Source organism: Xanthomonas sp. F10 (assembly GCF_014206815.1).
GTDB lineage: Bacteria > Pseudomonadota > Gammaproteobacteria > Xanthomonadales > Xanthomonadaceae > Xanthomonas_A > Xanthomonas_A indica.
On the sequence record NZ_JACHNP010000002.1, the window covers coordinates 168,682 to 184,905 of the forward strand.

At 71.2% G+C, this 16,224-nt stretch carries 10 protein-coding genes; 1 reads left to right on the plus strand and 9 read right to left on the minus strand.

Features of this window, described 5'->3' with window-relative positions; genetic code table 11:
• Nucleotides 1-110 precede the first annotated feature (110 nt).
• A complete protein-coding gene (locus FHR56_RS12315) occupies nt 111-872 on the minus strand; it encodes an SDR family oxidoreductase (RefSeq protein WP_160945614.1) in 762 nt (253 codons plus the stop codon).
• 167 nt (nt 873-1,039) lie between these two features.
• On the opposite strand from FHR56_RS12315, the gene FHR56_RS12320 reads away from it, so the two are divergent.
• Nucleotides 1,040-1,363, plus strand: coding sequence for a DUF6172 family protein (locus FHR56_RS12320; protein ID WP_160945613.1), 324 nt, complete (start codon nt 1,040-1,042; stop codon nt 1,361-1,363).
• A 406-nt stretch (nt 1,364-1,769) separates the two neighbouring features.
• Here FHR56_RS12320 and FHR56_RS12325 read toward each other — a convergent pair whose 3' ends face one another.
• The 8 genes from FHR56_RS12325 to FHR56_RS12360 form a co-directional block, all read right to left on the minus strand.
• Complete coding sequence (locus FHR56_RS12325) at nt 1,770-3,056, minus strand: DEAD/DEAH box helicase (RefSeq protein ID WP_160945612.1); 1,287 nt, start codon at nt 3,054-3,056, stop codon at nt 1,770-1,772.
• An 83-nt stretch (nt 3,057-3,139) separates the two neighbouring features.
• Nucleotides 3,140-5,578 carry a DUF4034 domain-containing protein gene (locus FHR56_RS12330; RefSeq protein WP_184502636.1) on the minus strand — a complete coding sequence of 813 codons (2,439 nt, stop codon included), beginning with the start codon at nt 5,576-5,578 and terminating at the stop codon, nt 3,140-3,142.
• Nucleotides 5,579-5,800: 222 nt separating this feature from the next.
• A complete protein-coding gene (locus FHR56_RS12335) occupies nt 5,801-7,372 on the minus strand; it encodes a M4 family metallopeptidase (protein WP_160945610.1) in 1,572 nt (523 codons plus the stop codon).
• Nucleotides 7,373-8,144: 772 nt separating this feature from the next.
• Complete coding sequence (locus FHR56_RS12340) at nt 8,145-9,584, minus strand: dihydrolipoamide acetyltransferase family protein (protein ID WP_160945609.1); 1,440 nt, start codon at nt 9,582-9,584, stop codon at nt 8,145-8,147.
• Nucleotides 9,581-9,931 (minus strand): SH3 domain-containing protein, encoded by a 351-nt coding sequence (locus FHR56_RS12345; RefSeq protein ID WP_160945608.1) that lies wholly within the window; start codon nt 9,929-9,931, stop codon nt 9,581-9,583. The genes FHR56_RS12340 and FHR56_RS12345 overlap by 4 nt, the downstream gene beginning before the upstream one ends.
• Nucleotide 9,932: 1 nt before the next feature.
• Nucleotides 9,933-11,012: an alpha-ketoacid dehydrogenase subunit beta gene (locus tag FHR56_RS12350; RefSeq protein WP_160945607.1), complete on the minus strand. Its 1,080-nt coding sequence runs from the start codon at nt 11,010-11,012 to the stop codon at nt 9,933-9,935.
• A complete protein-coding gene (gene pdhA / locus FHR56_RS12355) occupies nt 11,005-12,093 on the minus strand; it encodes a pyruvate dehydrogenase (acetyl-transferring) E1 component subunit alpha (RefSeq protein WP_160945606.1) in 1,089 nt (362 codons plus the stop codon). Before pdhA ends, FHR56_RS12350 begins: the two co-directional genes overlap by 8 nt.
• A gap of 521 nt (nt 12,094-12,614) precedes the next feature.
• A complete protein-coding gene (locus FHR56_RS12360) occupies nt 12,615-16,196 on the minus strand; it encodes a lamin tail domain-containing protein (protein WP_160945749.1) in 3,582 nt (1,193 codons plus the stop codon).
• Between the last annotated feature and the right edge of the window lie 28 nt (nt 16,197-16,224).

The window sequence follows — 16,224 nt, forward strand, 5'->3', positions numbered from 1 at the left end:
TCGTCTGCAGCGCGGCGTCGTCGCCAGGCCACATCAGCACCGCATCGCGTGCAGCCCACGCTCGCCGTAGCGCGCTCGCGTGCATTGGCCGCGGCCGTACGCGCGACCCGCTAGGCGCCCAGCGACTGTCCGCCGTCCACCGCCAGCACCTGGCCGGTGATCCAGCGCGCCTGCGGCGAGGCCAGGAACAGCGCCGCGTTGGCGACGTCGTCGAGCGCGCCGAAGGCACCGAACGGAATGCTGGCGCGGATGTGCCGGTACAGCTCGGGCTGCTGCTGACGGCGCTGCTCCCACAGGCCACCGGGGAACTCGATGGAACCGGGCGCGATCGCGTTGACCCGGATCCGTTCGCGCGCCAGCTGCGTCGCCAGCGTGGTCGTGTAGTAGTTCAGCGCCGCCTTCGCCGCCGAATACGCCGGCACGCGTGGCGTTGGCCGCAGGCCGTTGATCGAGCTGATGTTGAGGATGCAGCCGCGGCCGCTGGCGCGCAGCCGTGGCAGCGCCGCGCGGTTGCAGCGCACCGCGGCCATCAGGTCGATGTCGAAGCCGGCCTGCCAACTGGCATCGTCGTCGCCATGGCCGTAGCCGGAGGCGTTGTTGATCATCACGTCGATGCCACCCAGCGCATCTGCGGCCTGCGCCACCCAGCCCTCGATCTGTGCGGCGTCGGCCAGGTCGCAGCACTGCGAGGCGACCAGGTGGCCATGGTGCTGCAAGTGCGCGGCGGCATCGGCCAGCGGCGCGGGACTGCGCGCGCAGATCGCCACGGCGGCGCCGTGGCGGGCGAAGGCGTCGGCGATGGCAAGGCCGATGCCACGGCTGGCGCCGGCGACGAGGACGCGGTACCCCGCGAAGGCGGACGGATCGTTCATCGGTGGCTCCTGCATGGCGGTGGGGCGTGCGCCGATTATCCGCGCATTCCACAGCGCGCGGCCGCTTCTGGCACCATGACGGCCCGTGGCACGCGCCGCCTGCCGGTGCGCCCGCCGCGCCGCCGCGCTGCGCTGGCCGCCGCATTCCCTTTCCAGGATTTCCCGCAGTGAAGAAGACCTACCGGCTCCGCATCGAAGGCAAGCATCCCGACCGCCTGCTCGACGCCGCCAAGCACGACATCCGCAAGTACATCCGCCGCGAGCGCCGCAAGACCCTGCCGGCCGGTGCCGACTACTGGGATTTCGACACGTTGTTCGGCACCGAGGAAGCCACTGCCGCGGTGCTGCCGCCGGCCGAGCTGTTGCGCGCGGTCGACGCGCTGGTCGCCGCCGGCGGCGAACAGTTCTACGTGGAAATCCGCAGCCGGGCATGCACGCGGCCGCCGCGGGCCAAGGGTGGCCAGGACGAGCGCGATCCGTTCGAGGACTGAGCCCGATCCGGCACGCCTGCCGCGTCGGCGCCGTGCCGCGGCGCGCGGTCCCATCGCCCATCGCCTCTGTGGCATTGCCGCAGCCCGCGTCGCGCGGCTGGGGATGCAAGGGCGGCTCCAACAACGACGGAACGTATGCGTGGGAGCGACTTCCACGCGGCGGAGCGTTCCCGGTCGCTCCCGTGGCGGCGGAAGCCGCTCCTACGGCGCAACCTGGATTCGGCTTGCGTGGAGCGAACGCAGGTGATGTGAGGTGTCCTCGAGACGCCTCTTGCCGGAAACGGTCGCGTTCGCGCGACGGCGCAAGGCGTCTGGATGTGTCTGGCCGGAAACGTCTCTCGGCGCAGCACGGGTTGGCATGGCGACGGATGCGCGCTGATGCGCGGCAAGGCCGACGCGGTGCCGTTCAGCCGGCTGCCGGTGGCTCGCCGCTCTGCGCACGTGCCGCGCGCAGCCGGTCCTTCTTGCTCGGCCGCTTGCCCTTGATGCCGCCGGTGGAGGCTGCGGCCTCCGCGACCTGTGCGGTCGCCGGGGGCGGTGCCGGCGTCGGCTCGAAACCGGGGATGCGTTCGCGCGGCACGCGCACGCCCTGGCGTTTTTCGATCAGGCGCAGATGCGCCGCGCTGGCCGCATCGACGAAGCTCAGCGCCTGACCCTCGGCGCCGGCGCGCGCGCTGCGGCCGATGCGATGGGTGTAGTCCGCAGTGGAACGCGGCAGGTCGTAGTTCACCACCACCGGCAGCGCGGCGATGTCGATGCCGCGCGCGGCCAGGTCGGTGGTCACCAGCACCCGTAGCTGCTGCTGGCGGAACGCGTCCAGGGTGCGCTGGCGCCGGCCCTGGGCCAGTTCGCCATGCAGCGGTTGCGCAACGATGCCGGCCTTGCTCAGGGCGGTGGCGACCTGTTCGGCGCTGCGCCGGCTGGCCACGAACACCAACGCACGCGGCCAGGCTTCGTGTTCCAGCAGATGCTGCAGCAGGCCCAGGCGCCGCGCGCTGTCGACCTCGATCGCGCGCTGGCGCAGCGTCGCCGGAATCGGTGCGGCGTCGGCGGCGTCGCCGATCCGCCGCGGCGCGCGCAGCAGGCGCGTGGCCAGCGCCGCGATCGGCGCCGGCACCGTGGCCGAGAACAGCAGGGTCTGCCGCGTCGGCGGCAGCAGGCGCAGCAGCCGCTCCAGTTCGGCGCCGAACCCCAGGTCGAGCAGACGGTCGGCCTCGTCCAGCACCAGGTGCGCCACCGCGTCCAATTGCAGGGCGCGCTGCTCCAGCAGATCCAGCAGGCGCCCGGGCGTGGCCACCACCACGTCGGCGCCGCCGCGCAGCGCCAGCATCTGCGGATTGATCGAGACCCCGCCGACCGCCACCACCACCCGCGGTCGCCGCGGCAGTTCCAGGCCCAGCGCGACGAAGGTGTCGGCGACCTGCACCGCCAGTTCGCGGGTCGGCACCAGCACCAGCACGCGGGTGGAGCGCGCCGGCCTGGCCGCCTGCGCGCAGGCCTGCAGCAACGGCAAGGCGAACGCCGCGGTCTTGCCGGAACCGGTCTGCGCCATGGCCAGCAGGTCGTGGCCGGCGACGATCAGCGGCACCGCCTGCTGCTGGATCGACGTGGGCGTCTGCCAGCCGGCGCGCGCAAGCGCGGCGGCGAAGGCGGGATACAGCGCGGACGACAGACCGAGGGAAGCGAACGACATCGGGGAGACGGGCAGCGGCAGGCCATGCGGGTCACGGCGGGCGTGCAGTATCGCCGACCGTGCACGGACGGGTGAAGGCGCGCTCAGTGCGGCAGATCGTGCGCCCGTTCAGCGGCCCGCGCCGCCGCGCGCGCATAGCGCCGCTTCGCCAGCCAGCCGTCGCCCTGCAGGGTCTGCCGCAGCGCCAGGTTGTCGGCATCGTCCGGCGCCAGCCGGCAGGCCGCCTCGCACCAGCGCACCGCACGGTCGAAGTCCTGCCAGGTGGGATTGGAGGTCGTGCCATGGAAGTAGCCGAGGCCGCGCATGGCCTCCGCCCAGCCGGCGTGCGCGAACCGGGTGAGCACGCCCAGGATGCGCTCGATCCGCGCCGGGTCGTCGTCGTGGTGGGCGAGGAAGTGGCGCAGGCCGTGCACACAGGCATTGGCGCGGCGGATCGCGCGTTCGGACAGCGTCGGCATCGCCGCGGTGGCTTCCAGGCAGGCGATCTCGCAGTCGTTGGACAGGCGCACCAGTTCGTCCGGTGCCAGCCCGGCGATACCGCCCTGTTCGATGCCGCGGTCGTACACCAGGCTGAGGTTGTACGCGGCCCGCGGAAAGCCGTGTTCGGCCGCGCGCCGGTACCAGTGGATCGCCAGCGCCGGGTCGTAGCTGTCCTCATCCTCGAAGTAGCGATAGCCCAGGGCGAACTGCATTTCCGGATAGCCGAGTTCGGCGCCGCAGTTGGCCATGTGTTGCAGTGGACCGTGCTGCACCTGCTCGTCGAAGGCGTAGTAGACGTCGTTGAACGGGCACACCTCTTCCGGCGCGGGCAACGGTGCGAGGGTGGCGGCGTGCCGGTACCACGCCTCGGCGATGGCCGGATCGCGCTGCACGCCTCCCCAGCCGGTATCGCACAGCAAGCCGTAGAGCACGGCCGCATGCGCGCTCTGCGTGCAGCTGCGCGCGGCCAGGGCGCCCAGCCAGTCGGCCTGCAGGTGTCCGCCATGCACCGCAGCATGCAACGCCCGCAGCAGTTGGTGATCGTCCAGGCGCAACGGCGCCGGCAACGCGGCGACGGCCGACAGGTGGGGAACGGCCTGGTCAGGCTGCTCGGCGAAGCTGTACAGCTCCGCCAACTGCAGATGCAGCTGCGCACGGTCGCCATCGTCGTGCGTACGCTGCAACATGGCATGCCCGTGGTGCAGCGCCTGCGCGATCGCCTCGGCGTCGTCGGTGTCGATGCTGTCCACGTCGATCGCATCGAGCCAGGCGACCAGGCGCAGACGCTGGCGTTCGCCAGGGTCGAGGCGGGCGGCCAGCGGCCCTTCGGCCAGCGCGAGGATCTCTTCGCGGCTGCCGCCCCAGCGTGGAGTGTGCAGCGTGGCGTAGGACAGCAAGGCTGCGAGTCCATGGCCGCTGTGGCGCAGCGTCAGCGACAGCCAGAACCACGCCGGCGGCACGGGATCATCGGGGACCGGCCTTCCGTCCGGCGCGCGCAGTTGCGCGGGCAGTACCGCGGGCAGGCCGAGGGACGCGAGGTCCCGCGCGTCCGCCGCATCGAGCGTGTCGTTGTCGCTGGGATGCACGCCGTCGCATCGCCAGTGCGTCAGCCAGTCCGGTTCGCCGAAGACCTGCACGCTGCGGGTGAGCAGCGTGCCGAGGATCCACGGCAGCGGAGACCGCGCCATCAACTGCAGCGCGTCTGCAAACAAGTGCCATTGCGCGTGGCGCACCGCCCGCCACTGCGCCGCGCCGACGCCTTCCGCCCAGCCCGTGCCACGCGCCTGCAGCGCGCGTCGCTCCCAACAGGCGCAGCGCAGGAGCCGCGGTGCCGGACTGTCCGGAGACTGTTGTTGCCATGCGTCCAGCACGGCTGGCAGCGCACCGGGGCGGGCCGCCGCGAGTGCACCGGTCTCTTCTACGATCCGCGCGTACAAGCTCGCCTCGCCGGCTGCGTCGGTCGCGGCGAGCAGCGTCCGCAACTGCGCGTCCACCGCGTCGAAGCGTCGGGCGAGCAGGTCATGTTGGAAGGGGGTCAGATCGGCGCGCACGGCTTGCGCGACGGACGTGGCGGGATGCATGGGACGTCTCGGATCGGAAGGGAAGTGATGAGGGGAGCCGGTGCCGTTGCGCGCAGGCGGTCGGCCCACGCGGGTGACGCAGGCATGCCGTCTCGCCACGGCGGATCGCGACGGCACCGCGTGCCGATGGCAAGGTCCCGTTCGGTTCCCGCGCGGCGTGGCGGCGCAGGTGCGGCGCGCCATGCGCTCGCAGACGGCGCCGTCGTTGGGCGCGGAGAACCCGCTTGCGTGCAGGCGCCGCGCCGTCCGCGGTGGCGGCTGGCGGTGAAGGCGGCATTGGACGCAGGGAAGAGAAGACGAAATGGGCACAGAACAGGGGCGCCGTCTGCCGTCGTGGATCGCACGCGCGGCATCACGATGCAGACGACCGGCATGTCGACATGGGGCGTCGAGTGGGGGCGCGCAGTATAGGGCAGCGCCGTTAGCGCACCGTCGTCGCCATGGCGTCATCGCCGTGGCCATGCGGGTGCCGCGCGGATGCCGATCGCTGCGCCTCCGCGGGTGTGTTCCGGTTCATGTGCACACCACGCACGTGCATGGCTCGGCCACGCGGCGCTTGCGTGACGATCGCCGTGCTCTCGGCAGCGCTGGGTCAGCGTGGGTCGGCGCAATGCATGCCCTTGCCGATCTGTATCGTCACACGCCCGGCCACCGCGATCGATGGTCGGGCGTGCGGTGCGGGCGTTACTGCGGGCAGCTCACGCCGACGGCGGCGAAGGCATTGCGCACCGCGGTCACCGAACGGCCCAGGTCGCTGGCCGCGGTCTGCACGCCGCAGGCGCCGCTGTTGAAGCTGGTGCTGGGCGTCCAGTACAGCTGGTTGGCGCGGGCGAAGACTTCGAAGGCGCTGCGCGTGTTCCAGCCGGACGTCTTGGCCAGGGTGTAGAAGGCCTTGTTGTAGACGCCCGAAGAGTAGTGCACGTTCATGCCGCTGCTGTAGTTGGCGGCGTTGTCGATCGAGGCGCCGTCCTGGGTCGGGTTGGCCATGTAGCGCAGCGCGCCGCTGGCCTTGACGATCTCCGCGCCCACCAGGAAGTCGTTGCTGCCCTTGAGGTAGTACTCGGTGGCCTCGCCGGCCATGTCCGAGAACGCTTCGTTGATGCCGCCGGACTGGCCGGAGTAGGTGAGGTTGGAATGCTGCTCGGTGAAGCCGTGCGAGACCTCGTGGCCGGCGACGTCGGCGCTGACCAGCGGATAGAAGCGCGTGTTGCCGTCGCCGAAGTTCATCGTCGAGCCGTTCCAGAACGCGTTCTCGTAGCGCGAGCCGTAATGCACGCGCATCACCAGCTGGAAGGTCAGCGGCGCCACGCCGACGTAGCTGCGGTACATCTTCTCGATCACGCCGCCGAAGTAGTGTGCGTCGTTGATCGGCGAATAGGCGCCGTTGATGGCCTTGTAGGTGTTGCGCGAGCAGGTGAACTGGAAGGCGGTGGTGCCGGAGCTGCCGCCGTTGAGGTTCACCGATTTGACGTTGGTGTTCTGCATGCGGCAGTTGCTGTCCACGTCCAGGAAGCCGTGGATGCTGTCGCTGCCGTACTCGTACTGGCCGGTCTTGGTGTTGCCGCCCGGGCCGGTGGCGTCGCGGGTGGTCAGGCCCTCCCACTGCTTGAGGATCGCGCCGCTGCGCGCGTCCACGATCACGAACGGCCGACTCGGCGTGCCGCCCTGCGGCGCATCGGCGAAGAACGACACCACGTAGGCCAGGTGCGCGCGGTCGCTGTCGTCCAGATAGATCATCTGCGGCGCCTGCGCGCGCTCGATGCGGCGCTCGGCCTGGGCCGTGCCGAGGGCGACGCGCTGCGCCAGCAGCAGCGCGCGATCGGCAGTCAGCGTGGCGCTAGCCGCATTGGAGGCCGTGTTCGGCAACTCGCTGGCCAGCCCGGCCACCGAGCGGCCGAACAGGCTGTGCACGCTGCCGTCGGCGCGTTCGCTGACGATCACCTGTTCGCCCCACACCGGAATGCCGCGGAAGGTCTGCTGGTAGCGGCGGTGCACGGTGCCATCGGCATCTTCGCTGCTGCCGAGCAGGGTGAGCGCGGATTCGGCGTCCAGCCCGATCAGTTCGGCATGGCGCACGGCGGCCGCCGCCGGAATACCGCCCACGCGCGCAGCGGCGCTGCGGTACTGGGTACCGAGCGTGTCCGGATTCTTGGCATGCAGGTCCACGCGTTGCGCGGCGCTGGCGGAGGTGGCGGCGAGCGCGAGCAGCAGGGCGGGCAGCAGCACCGACGGACGATGACGACTTGGCAGAGTCATGAGCGGAATCCTCGAACGCGAGAAGGAAGGACACGCCGGCGCGGCAGCGAAGCGGCCGTGGCGCGGTGACGTGGCATGACGACTGGGCAGTGCGGCCGATCGGCGCAGTGCCTCCCCCTGTGCAGCGACCATAACGGCCGCGCTGCATCGCGTGGTAGACAGGTTGTGTTCAGGATTTTTGGCGCTTGAATGCAGCGTGCGCCGGTTCGGTGATGTGGGATGCGCGGTCGAGGCAGGTGCGTGCGCGATCGCAGCTTCATGCATAACGCTGCGAGTACGCACGTGGTTGATGCCGCTCCGTCAGAGGTCATGTAGACGCTTTGAGCGAAACGTGCGTTGTAGGAGCGGCTTCAGTCGCGACGAGATAATGCGGGGAATGCAGCGTCACGGTTGAAGCAGCCTTACGAAGATGTGGCGCCTCGGTATGCGAAAGCGGCGAGGTGCGGGCACACGTTGCCTGGGTGGAATGCTGTAGGCCCAGCACCTTAGCCGCGAATGCAGTTGGACGTGATGGCGGAGCGGGGCAAATATGCTGGCTAGCGGCAGCACTCGTCCCGTTTGGGATCGGCCGGACAGACGGTCGGTACAGCGTGTCGCGGCTGAAGCCGCTCCTACGACGGGTCGAACGATTCTTCGACTACGGAGCGGTTGAGAGGAACCATGGGGAGAAGCGCGGCTCGGATGGCGAATGCGCTGCAATGCGATGCGACGCTCGCGCATCCGCGGTTGCAGCTTCGCCCCTCGCCGCACGCTGCGGCGAGGAGGTGCTTGCTCAGGCCGGCAGCGCCAGGTCGTCGATCATCGCGCGCAGGAACCGCGCCGCTTCGCCGCCGGTGCAGGCGCGGTGGTCGAAGCTCAGCGACAGCGGCAGGATCTTGTGCGTTTCCACGCCGCCCATCACCGGCACCAGTTGGTGGCGGGCGCGGCCGGCGGCGACGATGGCCACGCACGGCGGCACCACGATCGGCGTGGCGTAGCGGCCGGCGAACATGCCGAAGTTGGACAGCGAGATGGTGTAGCCGCTCAGTTCCGACGCCGGGATGCTGCGCGCCTCCACCTGCTGGCGCAGGCGGTTGATGCCTTCGCGCACGCCACGTGCATCGAGCATGTCGGCGTTGCGCAGGGCCGGCACGAACAGGCCGTCGTCGGTGTCCACGGCGATGCCGATGTCCACGTGCGCGTGCAGGGTACGGGTCAGCGCCTCGCCGTCGAACCAGGCGTTGAGCGCCGGCACCGCCTGGCAGGCGGCGACGATCGCGCGCACCAGGCGCCCGGTGGTGTCGTTGCCCGGCGTCCACGCGTGCAGGTCGGCGTCGTCGTTGAGCGTGGTCAGCACCACCTGGCGCTGCGCCTCGGCCATCACCCGTGCCATGTTGCGGCGCACGCCCTTCAGCGGTTCGGGCTGGCCCTGCACGGCCACGCCCGGCGGCTGCGTGCGCATCGGCTTGCCGGCGGCGGAGAGCGGGGTGCGCGCGGGCGCTGCGGCTGACGGGGGGGCGTTCGTAGGAGCGGCTTCAGCCGCGACAGCAGGACGCCTTGCGGTCGCGGCTGAAGCCGCTCCCGCAGTCGCACCTGCCTTCGCCGAGCCATCCGCCGCGGCCTGCTTGACGTCGGCCAGGGTGACCGCGCCGTCGGCGCCGCTGGCGCGCACGCGGCCCAGGTCCACGCCCAGCTTCTTGGCCAGGGCGCGTACCGCCGGCATCGCGCGCACGCCGCCGACCGACACGGCTTGCTCGCTGTGCACGGTGTTGGAGCTCTGCATCGCACCGACCACGGTGCCGGCATCGTCACGCTCGCCGGCCGCCTGCGCGTTGTCGGCGTCGTGCAGCTCGCCGCCGTCGTCGGAGGCCACCACGCGGTCGTCGGCCGCGGCGGTGTCCGCGCCGGCGCCCTTGCCGGAAGCGGCCGGCGCCGCGCCGCCGTGGTGATGGCCGGTATCCTGGCCTTCGGCGCGCTGCGGCAGGTTCGGGTCGGGCGCGAACTGCGCCAGCATGCTGCCGGTGACGACGATGTCGCCCGGCGCGCCGGCCAGCTTCAGCACTTTGCCGGAGACCGGCGAGGGCACTTCGACCACCGCCTTGGCGGTTTCCATCGACACAAGCGGCTCGTCCAGCCGGATGGTGTCGCCTTCCTTGACGAACCACTCGACGATGGTGGCGTCGGGCAGGCCTTCGCCCAGGTCGGGCAGATTGAAGTTCTTGGTTTGGCTCATGTGGTCTCTTCCAGCAGTTCCAGGTCGCGTGCCGGCAGCCAGCCCTGCGTGCCGTCGGCGCGCTCGGCCCACCACCAGTCGCCGTATTCGTGATGCAGGACGACGGTGTCGCCCTGCGCGGCATCGAGTTCGCGCGCGTCGTAATCGCGCAGCGCCACGGCATGGCCGTCGCCGGTCGGCTGCAGCCAGGCCAGCGGCGCCCAGCCGGCACTGCCGGCGGCGCCGGTGATCCAGACGAACGCCGGCCACTCTTCGTCGCGCACGCCCAGCGCGACCCGCTCGCCGGCGGCGATGCGGATCGGATGCGGATAGGCCGCGCGGTAATCGCTGATCAAACGTGCCTGCATATCAACCCGCGGCCATCGCCCGCTTGGCCGCCGCCACGATCTTGTCGGTGCTCGGCAGGTATTTCATTTCCAGCCGGAACAGCGGGATGTGGGTGTCGTAGCCGGTCACGCGCTGCACCGGCGCGACCAGGTCGTACATCGACTGCTCGGCCAGGCGCGCGGCGATCTCGGCGCCGAAGCCGGCGCTGCGCGGGGCTTCCTGCACGATCACGCAGCGTCCGGTACGCGCCACCGATTCGGCGATGGTGTCGAAATCCAGCGGGCGCAGCGTGGCCACATCGATCACTTCGGCGCTGATGCCGTCGGCGGCGAGCCGGTCGGCCGCTTCCAGCGCTTCCTTGACCTGCGCGCCCCAGGCGACCAGGGTCACGTCGGTGCCGTCGCGCAGCACGAAGCACACGTCCAGCGGCAGCGCTTCGCCGTCGTCGGCCACCACTTCCTTGTACTGCCGGTAGATGCGCTTGGGCTCCATGTAAATCACCGGATCCGGCTCGCGGATCGCCGCCAGCAGCAGGCCGTAGGCGCGCTGCGGCGAAGACGGCAGCACCACGCGCAGGCCCGGCACGTTGGTGAAGATGGCTTCGTTGGCCTCGCTGTGATGTTCCGGCGCGCGGATGCCGCCGCCCCACGGCACGCGCAGCACCATCGGGCAGTGCAGGCGACCACGGGTGCGGGTGCGCAGGCGCGCGGCGTGGCAGATCAGGTGATCGACCATCGGGTAGACGAAGCCGTCGAACTGCGCCTCGGCCACCGGCTTCATGCCCTGCGCGGCGAGGCCGACGCTGAGCCCGGCGATGGTGGTCTCGTCCAGCGGCGTGTCGAGCACGCGCTGCGCGCCGAAGCGCTGCTGCAGGCCGGCGGTGGCGCGGAACACGCCGCCGTTGACGCCCACGTCCTCGCCCAGCACCAGCACCGACGGGTCGTGCTGCAGTTCCCAGGCCAGCGCCTGGGTCACCGCTTCGATCAAGGTAATGGGCGTGCTGGTCATCGGGGTGTCTCCGCGCGACGTCGCCGCGCTGTGGGCGGTGCCGGCCGCAGACGCGGCCGCGTGGTCGGCGAGGCGAGGGCTGAGCTCATCCATGGCGCTGCTCCAGGGCGATGGCCTCGGCACGCTGCGCGAGCAGGTCCGGCGGCGGGTCGGCGTACAGGTAGTCGAACATGGCTTCCACCGGCTGCACCGGGGTCTCCAGGTAGGCGTTGAGCTCGATGTCGGCCAGGCGCGCGCATTCCTGCTTCCACGCTGCTTCCTCGTCCTCGCTCCACAGGCCCTGCGCGCTCAGCCAGGCGCGCAGGCGCAGCAGCGGCTCGCGTTCCCAGGCCTGCTTGACCTCGGCATCGTCGCGGTAGCGGCGCGCGTCGTCGGCGGTGGTGTGGTCGGACAGGCGGTAGGTCATGAACTCGATCACCGTGCCGCCCTGGCCGGCCAGCGCGCGCTCGCGCGCCTGGCGCATCGCCTCCAGCACCGCGATCAGGTCGTTGCCGTCCACCTGCAGGCAGTGCAGGCCGCCGGCCAGGCCCTTCTGCGCCAGGGTCTGCGCGCCGGTCTGCGCAGTGCGCGGCACCGAGATCGCCCAGCCGTTGTTGATCACGCACAGGATCAGCGGCAACTGGTAGGCGCCGGCGGAGTTGAGCGCGGCGTAGAAGTCGGTCTTGGACGAGCCGCCGTCGCCGCAGGTGGCCACCGCCACCTGCGCCTCGCCGCGCAGCTTGAACGCCAGCGCGGCGCCGGCGGCGTGCAGGCACTGGGTGGAAATCGGCACGCAGATCGGGAAGTCGCGGGCGGCGTCGGAATCGCGCTGGAAGTCGCTGCCGCGCTCGTCGCCGCCCCAGTACAGCAGGATCTCGCGCGGGCGCACGCCGCGCATGAACATGGCGCCGTACTCGCGGTAGCTGGGCGCCAGCACGTCGCCGCGGCGCATCGAGGCGCCGATGCCGACGTGGGTGGCTTCGTGGCCCAGGCACGAGGCGTAGGTGCCCAGCTTGCCGGTGCGCTGCAGGGCCACCGCCTTGCTGTCGAAGGTGCGCACGTAGAGCATCTGCTTGAACAGCGCCAGCAGCGTCTGCGGGTTGGCCGAGTCGGCCGGAAGCGCGTCGCGGACCGGCTGGCCGCCCGCGTCGAGGTACTGCAGGAACTCAATTTCGAACTGGGCGGCGATGCTCATGGCGATGGCGCTCTCGACAACAAGTTTCAAATGATATGAGTCGGCATGTTAAGGAAGCCGTGCACAAAAGCCGTCGTGCACCGCAGCACGTGCTGATGCCGTATCGCACAAGAAAAGCCTGGTCGCGCCGCGTTGCCGATTGATGGCGTTGGGTATCGCCGATGTTGCACTGCGATGCATGCCGTTCATGTGCGCGTGGGTGTCCACCGGTGGCGCCGGTAGATGCCCGCAGTGCGCCGCGCGCGTCGACAGGCGAGAGCATTGGACAAGGGCGGAAGACGTAGGCGTGCAAGCGCGGCGCGAGGGCGCCCCAGCGCCCGCTACGCCTAACCTCGTAGGAGCGGCTTCAGCCGAGACGGGCCTTCACGGAACGCCCCGTCGCGGCTGAAGCCGCTCCTACGCGATATCGCGGGTGCCCCGCTGAATACCGGCAGCACATGATCGGTGACGGGTCGGCGTCGCCCCAGCAAAAAGGGCGTGGCCTCGCGGCCACGCCCTCGCACTTGCACCGCTTGCCGCGATCAGCGACCGAACAGGCGCAGCCCTTCCACGTAGGTGCTGAAGCGCGCGCTGTTGTCGCTGGGGTCGGCGTCGGCCGAGGTCGAGCCGGCGCTGGCGCCGATCACGATCTGGCGGTCGGCCGGCAGCGGCCGCGTCGCCAGGCTCAGGCGGAACGCGGCGCTGGCGCCCGGCGCCAGGTCGGCGCCGCTGCGGCACTGGAAGCGCGCGCTGCGCAGGCCGTGGTTCTGCCGCACGCACTGCCAGCCGCGCGGCGGCACCAGCGCGGTGAGCGCCGACAGGGTGCTGCCGTCGATCTCCAGGCTGGCGCCCTGCACCGGCGCGTTGCCGTGGTTGCGCACGTCGATGCGGTAGTCGGCGAAGAAGGCCAGGAACGGCAGGGTGGCCGGGCCATCGATCGACACCGCCAGGTCGCCGGCCGGGCGCGCCTGCACCGCCACCGTGGCGCTGCCGCCGTTGTCGCCGGGGTTGGGGTCCTCGGTCTGCGAGGCCACCGACGCGGCCAGGCTCAGGCTGCGCCCGACCAGGGCGGCGCCGGCCGGCACCGCCACCTCGAAGCGCGGCGTGGTGCCGGCGGCGAACTGTGCGGTGCTGCAGGTGACCACGGTCTGCGCGGCCACGTCCGGCGCGGCGCAGTCCCAGCCCGGGGCGGCGGTCACGCTCGGGGCCACCGCCGCGTCCAGGGCGAAGGCGACCGCAGCGGCGCGCGCCGCGTCCGGGCCGGCATTGGCCAGAGTGATGCTGTAGCGGATGGTGTCGCCGGCATAGACCGATGCGTTGGCGGCGCTCACGCGCAGGCTCAGGTCGGCGCGCTCCAGCGGCTTGAGCTTGATCAGCACCACCGCCGGGTCGTGGTCGGACAGCCGCGCCGGCGAGTTGGCGTCGTTGCGCGCCACGGCCGGGAAATCGGCGTTGAGCCGCGCGTGGGCTTCGCTGAGGCCGGCGATCTGCGCCGAGCGCATCAGCGCGCGGTTGGCCAGGATGTGGTCCAGCGACTGCACGTTGCCGTCGTAGGCATAGGAGTAGCTCTGGTCCGGCGTCGACAGCAGGGTCAGGTTGTACAGCGCCGGATCGACCAGGGTGGCGCCGTCGCCGCCGACCACGGTCTGCGTGTCGGGCGCCGGCAGGCCGGTGATGGTGCCCATCGCATCGACGTAGCCGTCGTTGAACTCGAAGGCGTTGAAGTCGCCCATCACCAGCAATTGCTCGGTGGGATCGGCGGTCTGGCGCGCCTGCAGCAGGTTCGCCAGGAACACCGCCTGCGCCTGGCGCTTGGCGCGGATGCGCTGGCCGCTGGCGTCGTCGGTCTCGGCGCCGTTGAGCGAGCGCTGGTGCACCTCGACCACGGTCAGCGGCAGCGCGCGGCCGTCGGCGAAATGCACCACCGCCTTCAGCAGCAGCGGCGGACGGTCGTTGAGCAGGCTCACGGTGCCGCTGGGCCCGGTCCAGGTGGCGGCCTTGCCTTCCTGGCTCACCGAGACCACCTCGACGCGGGCGAGGCCGGCGCCGATCTGCGCGGTCTTGACCAGGAAGCCGACGTCGATGCCGCCGACGTCGTTGCCTTCCTGCAGGTAGGCCACGTACTGCGGATCGGGCTGGCCGGCGGCCACCGCGTCGCGGTTGACGCGGTCGGCCAGGGTCTGCAGCACGCTCAGGTTCTCGATCTCCACCGTGCCGAGGATGTCGGGGGTGTTGAGGTAGTTGCGGATCGCCAGCGAGGCCTTGTTGAGGCGGGCCTGGTAGGCGGCCGCGGTCAGCACCGGTTCGCCGATCGCCGGATCGTTCTGGTCGTCGAAGAAGCGCTCCATGTTGTAGGTGGCGATGTTGACGTCGTCGGCCTGCGGCGCCGGGGCCGGCCTGGGCTGGTCGGCGCCGTTGCACTGCACGCTGGGCGCGGTTTCCGGGTAGATCGTGTAGCGGCGGAAGCTGTAGTCCAGCGGGCCGCTGACGCCGAGCACGGTGCAGCCGGCGGCCACGTCGATGCGCTCGCCGCCGAGGCCGGCGCTGCCGACCGCGATCACCTGCGGGCTGGTGTTCCAGCGCGGCACATCGCTTGGCGAGCCGGCCGGCAGCGCGTCGGGCTGCTGCACGCCGGCGCTGCGCCAGGCGCGCGGCAGGCCGGTGACCACGGCATGGAACACGCCGTTGCTGGTCGCGCTGGCGTTGGTCTCGTTGACGTTGCCCAGGGTCGGGGTGTTGACGGTCAGGCTGGGCACGGTGACGCGCATGCCTTCCAGGCGCTCGAGCTGGTCGTAGGCGCCGTTCGGGTCGGGGAAGCGGGTGGTCAGTTCGACTGCGGCCGGCAACGGATTGCCGGTGGACTGCAGCAGCACCGTCGGCGAGCTCAGTTCGGTCAGCGGCGGCTGGCTGGGGTCGGTGCTGGGCACGTACTCGACCACCGTGGCCTGCACCCGCACCGCGTTGCCCACCGCGGCCTCGGCCGGCGGCGCGCTGCCGGTGTAGACGTAGATGCCCTCGGAGGTGAGTGGGTCGGCGTCGGCCTGGGCGTCGGGCGTCTGCAGGAAGAAGCCGGCGCTGCGCCGCGCGGTGACGATGCCGCTGGTGGCGACCACCTGGCCGACCAGCGGCGAGCGCGCGCCGCTGCCCTGGATGCTGTGGATCGGCACCAGGTTGAAGTCGTCGTTGAGGATCACCCCGCTGGCGGTCAGCATGGACGGCAGCGCGCCGCTGACCCCGCTGATGTCCAGGTAGAAGGTCTCGTCCGGTTCGTTGCTGGTGTCGCCGTTGACCAGCACGCGCACCTCGGCGCTGCTTTCGCCGGCCGGGATCGTCACCTGGGTGGCGGCCAGCGCCTGGTAATCGCTGCCGGCGCTGGCGGTGCCGTCGCGGGTGGCGGCGGTGAAGCTCACGCCGGCGCTGCCGGCCGGCTGGCTCAGCGTCACGGTGAACACGAACGCGGTGCTGCCGCTGTCGCCTTCGGCGCGGCTGATGTTGGCCACGCTGGCCACCGGCAGGTTGCCGCCGCCGCACAGGCTGACCGCCGCGGCGCTGTTGCGCGGGGTCGGCGCGCCGGTGGCGAAGTCGGCATTGTTGTTGTCGCTGTCGGTGCAGCCGCCGTTGCCGCGCAGCACCGCCAGGGTGTTGCTGGGCGCGGCGGTCGGGGCGCTGCCTTCGGCGCAGCTGGCGCTGCTGCCGTAGCCGACGAAGTCGGCGTTGCCAGCCGGGCAGGCGCCGCTCAGTGCGGCGCTGCCCTTGCTCAGCGCGATCTTGCCGGCAGTGCCGCTCATGGCGATGGTGCCGGTGGCGTCGGGCGTGGGCAGCGCGGTGCTGCCGCCGCTGCCGTCGGCCTGCTTGACCAGGTAGTAGCCTCCGGGCGCGATGCTGCCGCTCAGCGGGGTGACCTGCCAGCTGCTGCCGGCGGCCGAGGCGTACTGCACCGACCAGCCGGCCAGGCTCACCGCCTCGCTGCCGTTGTTGTGCAACTCGACGAAATCGCTCTTGTAGGTGGCGCCGCTGTTGCCGCCACCGCCATAGACCTGGCTGATGACCACCTGCGCCTGGGCGTACCCGGCACACCCCAACGCGCACGACAACACTGCAGCTCGAAGCAGCATGGCTCGCATGAACAAGATCTCCCCAATCCTTGAAGAC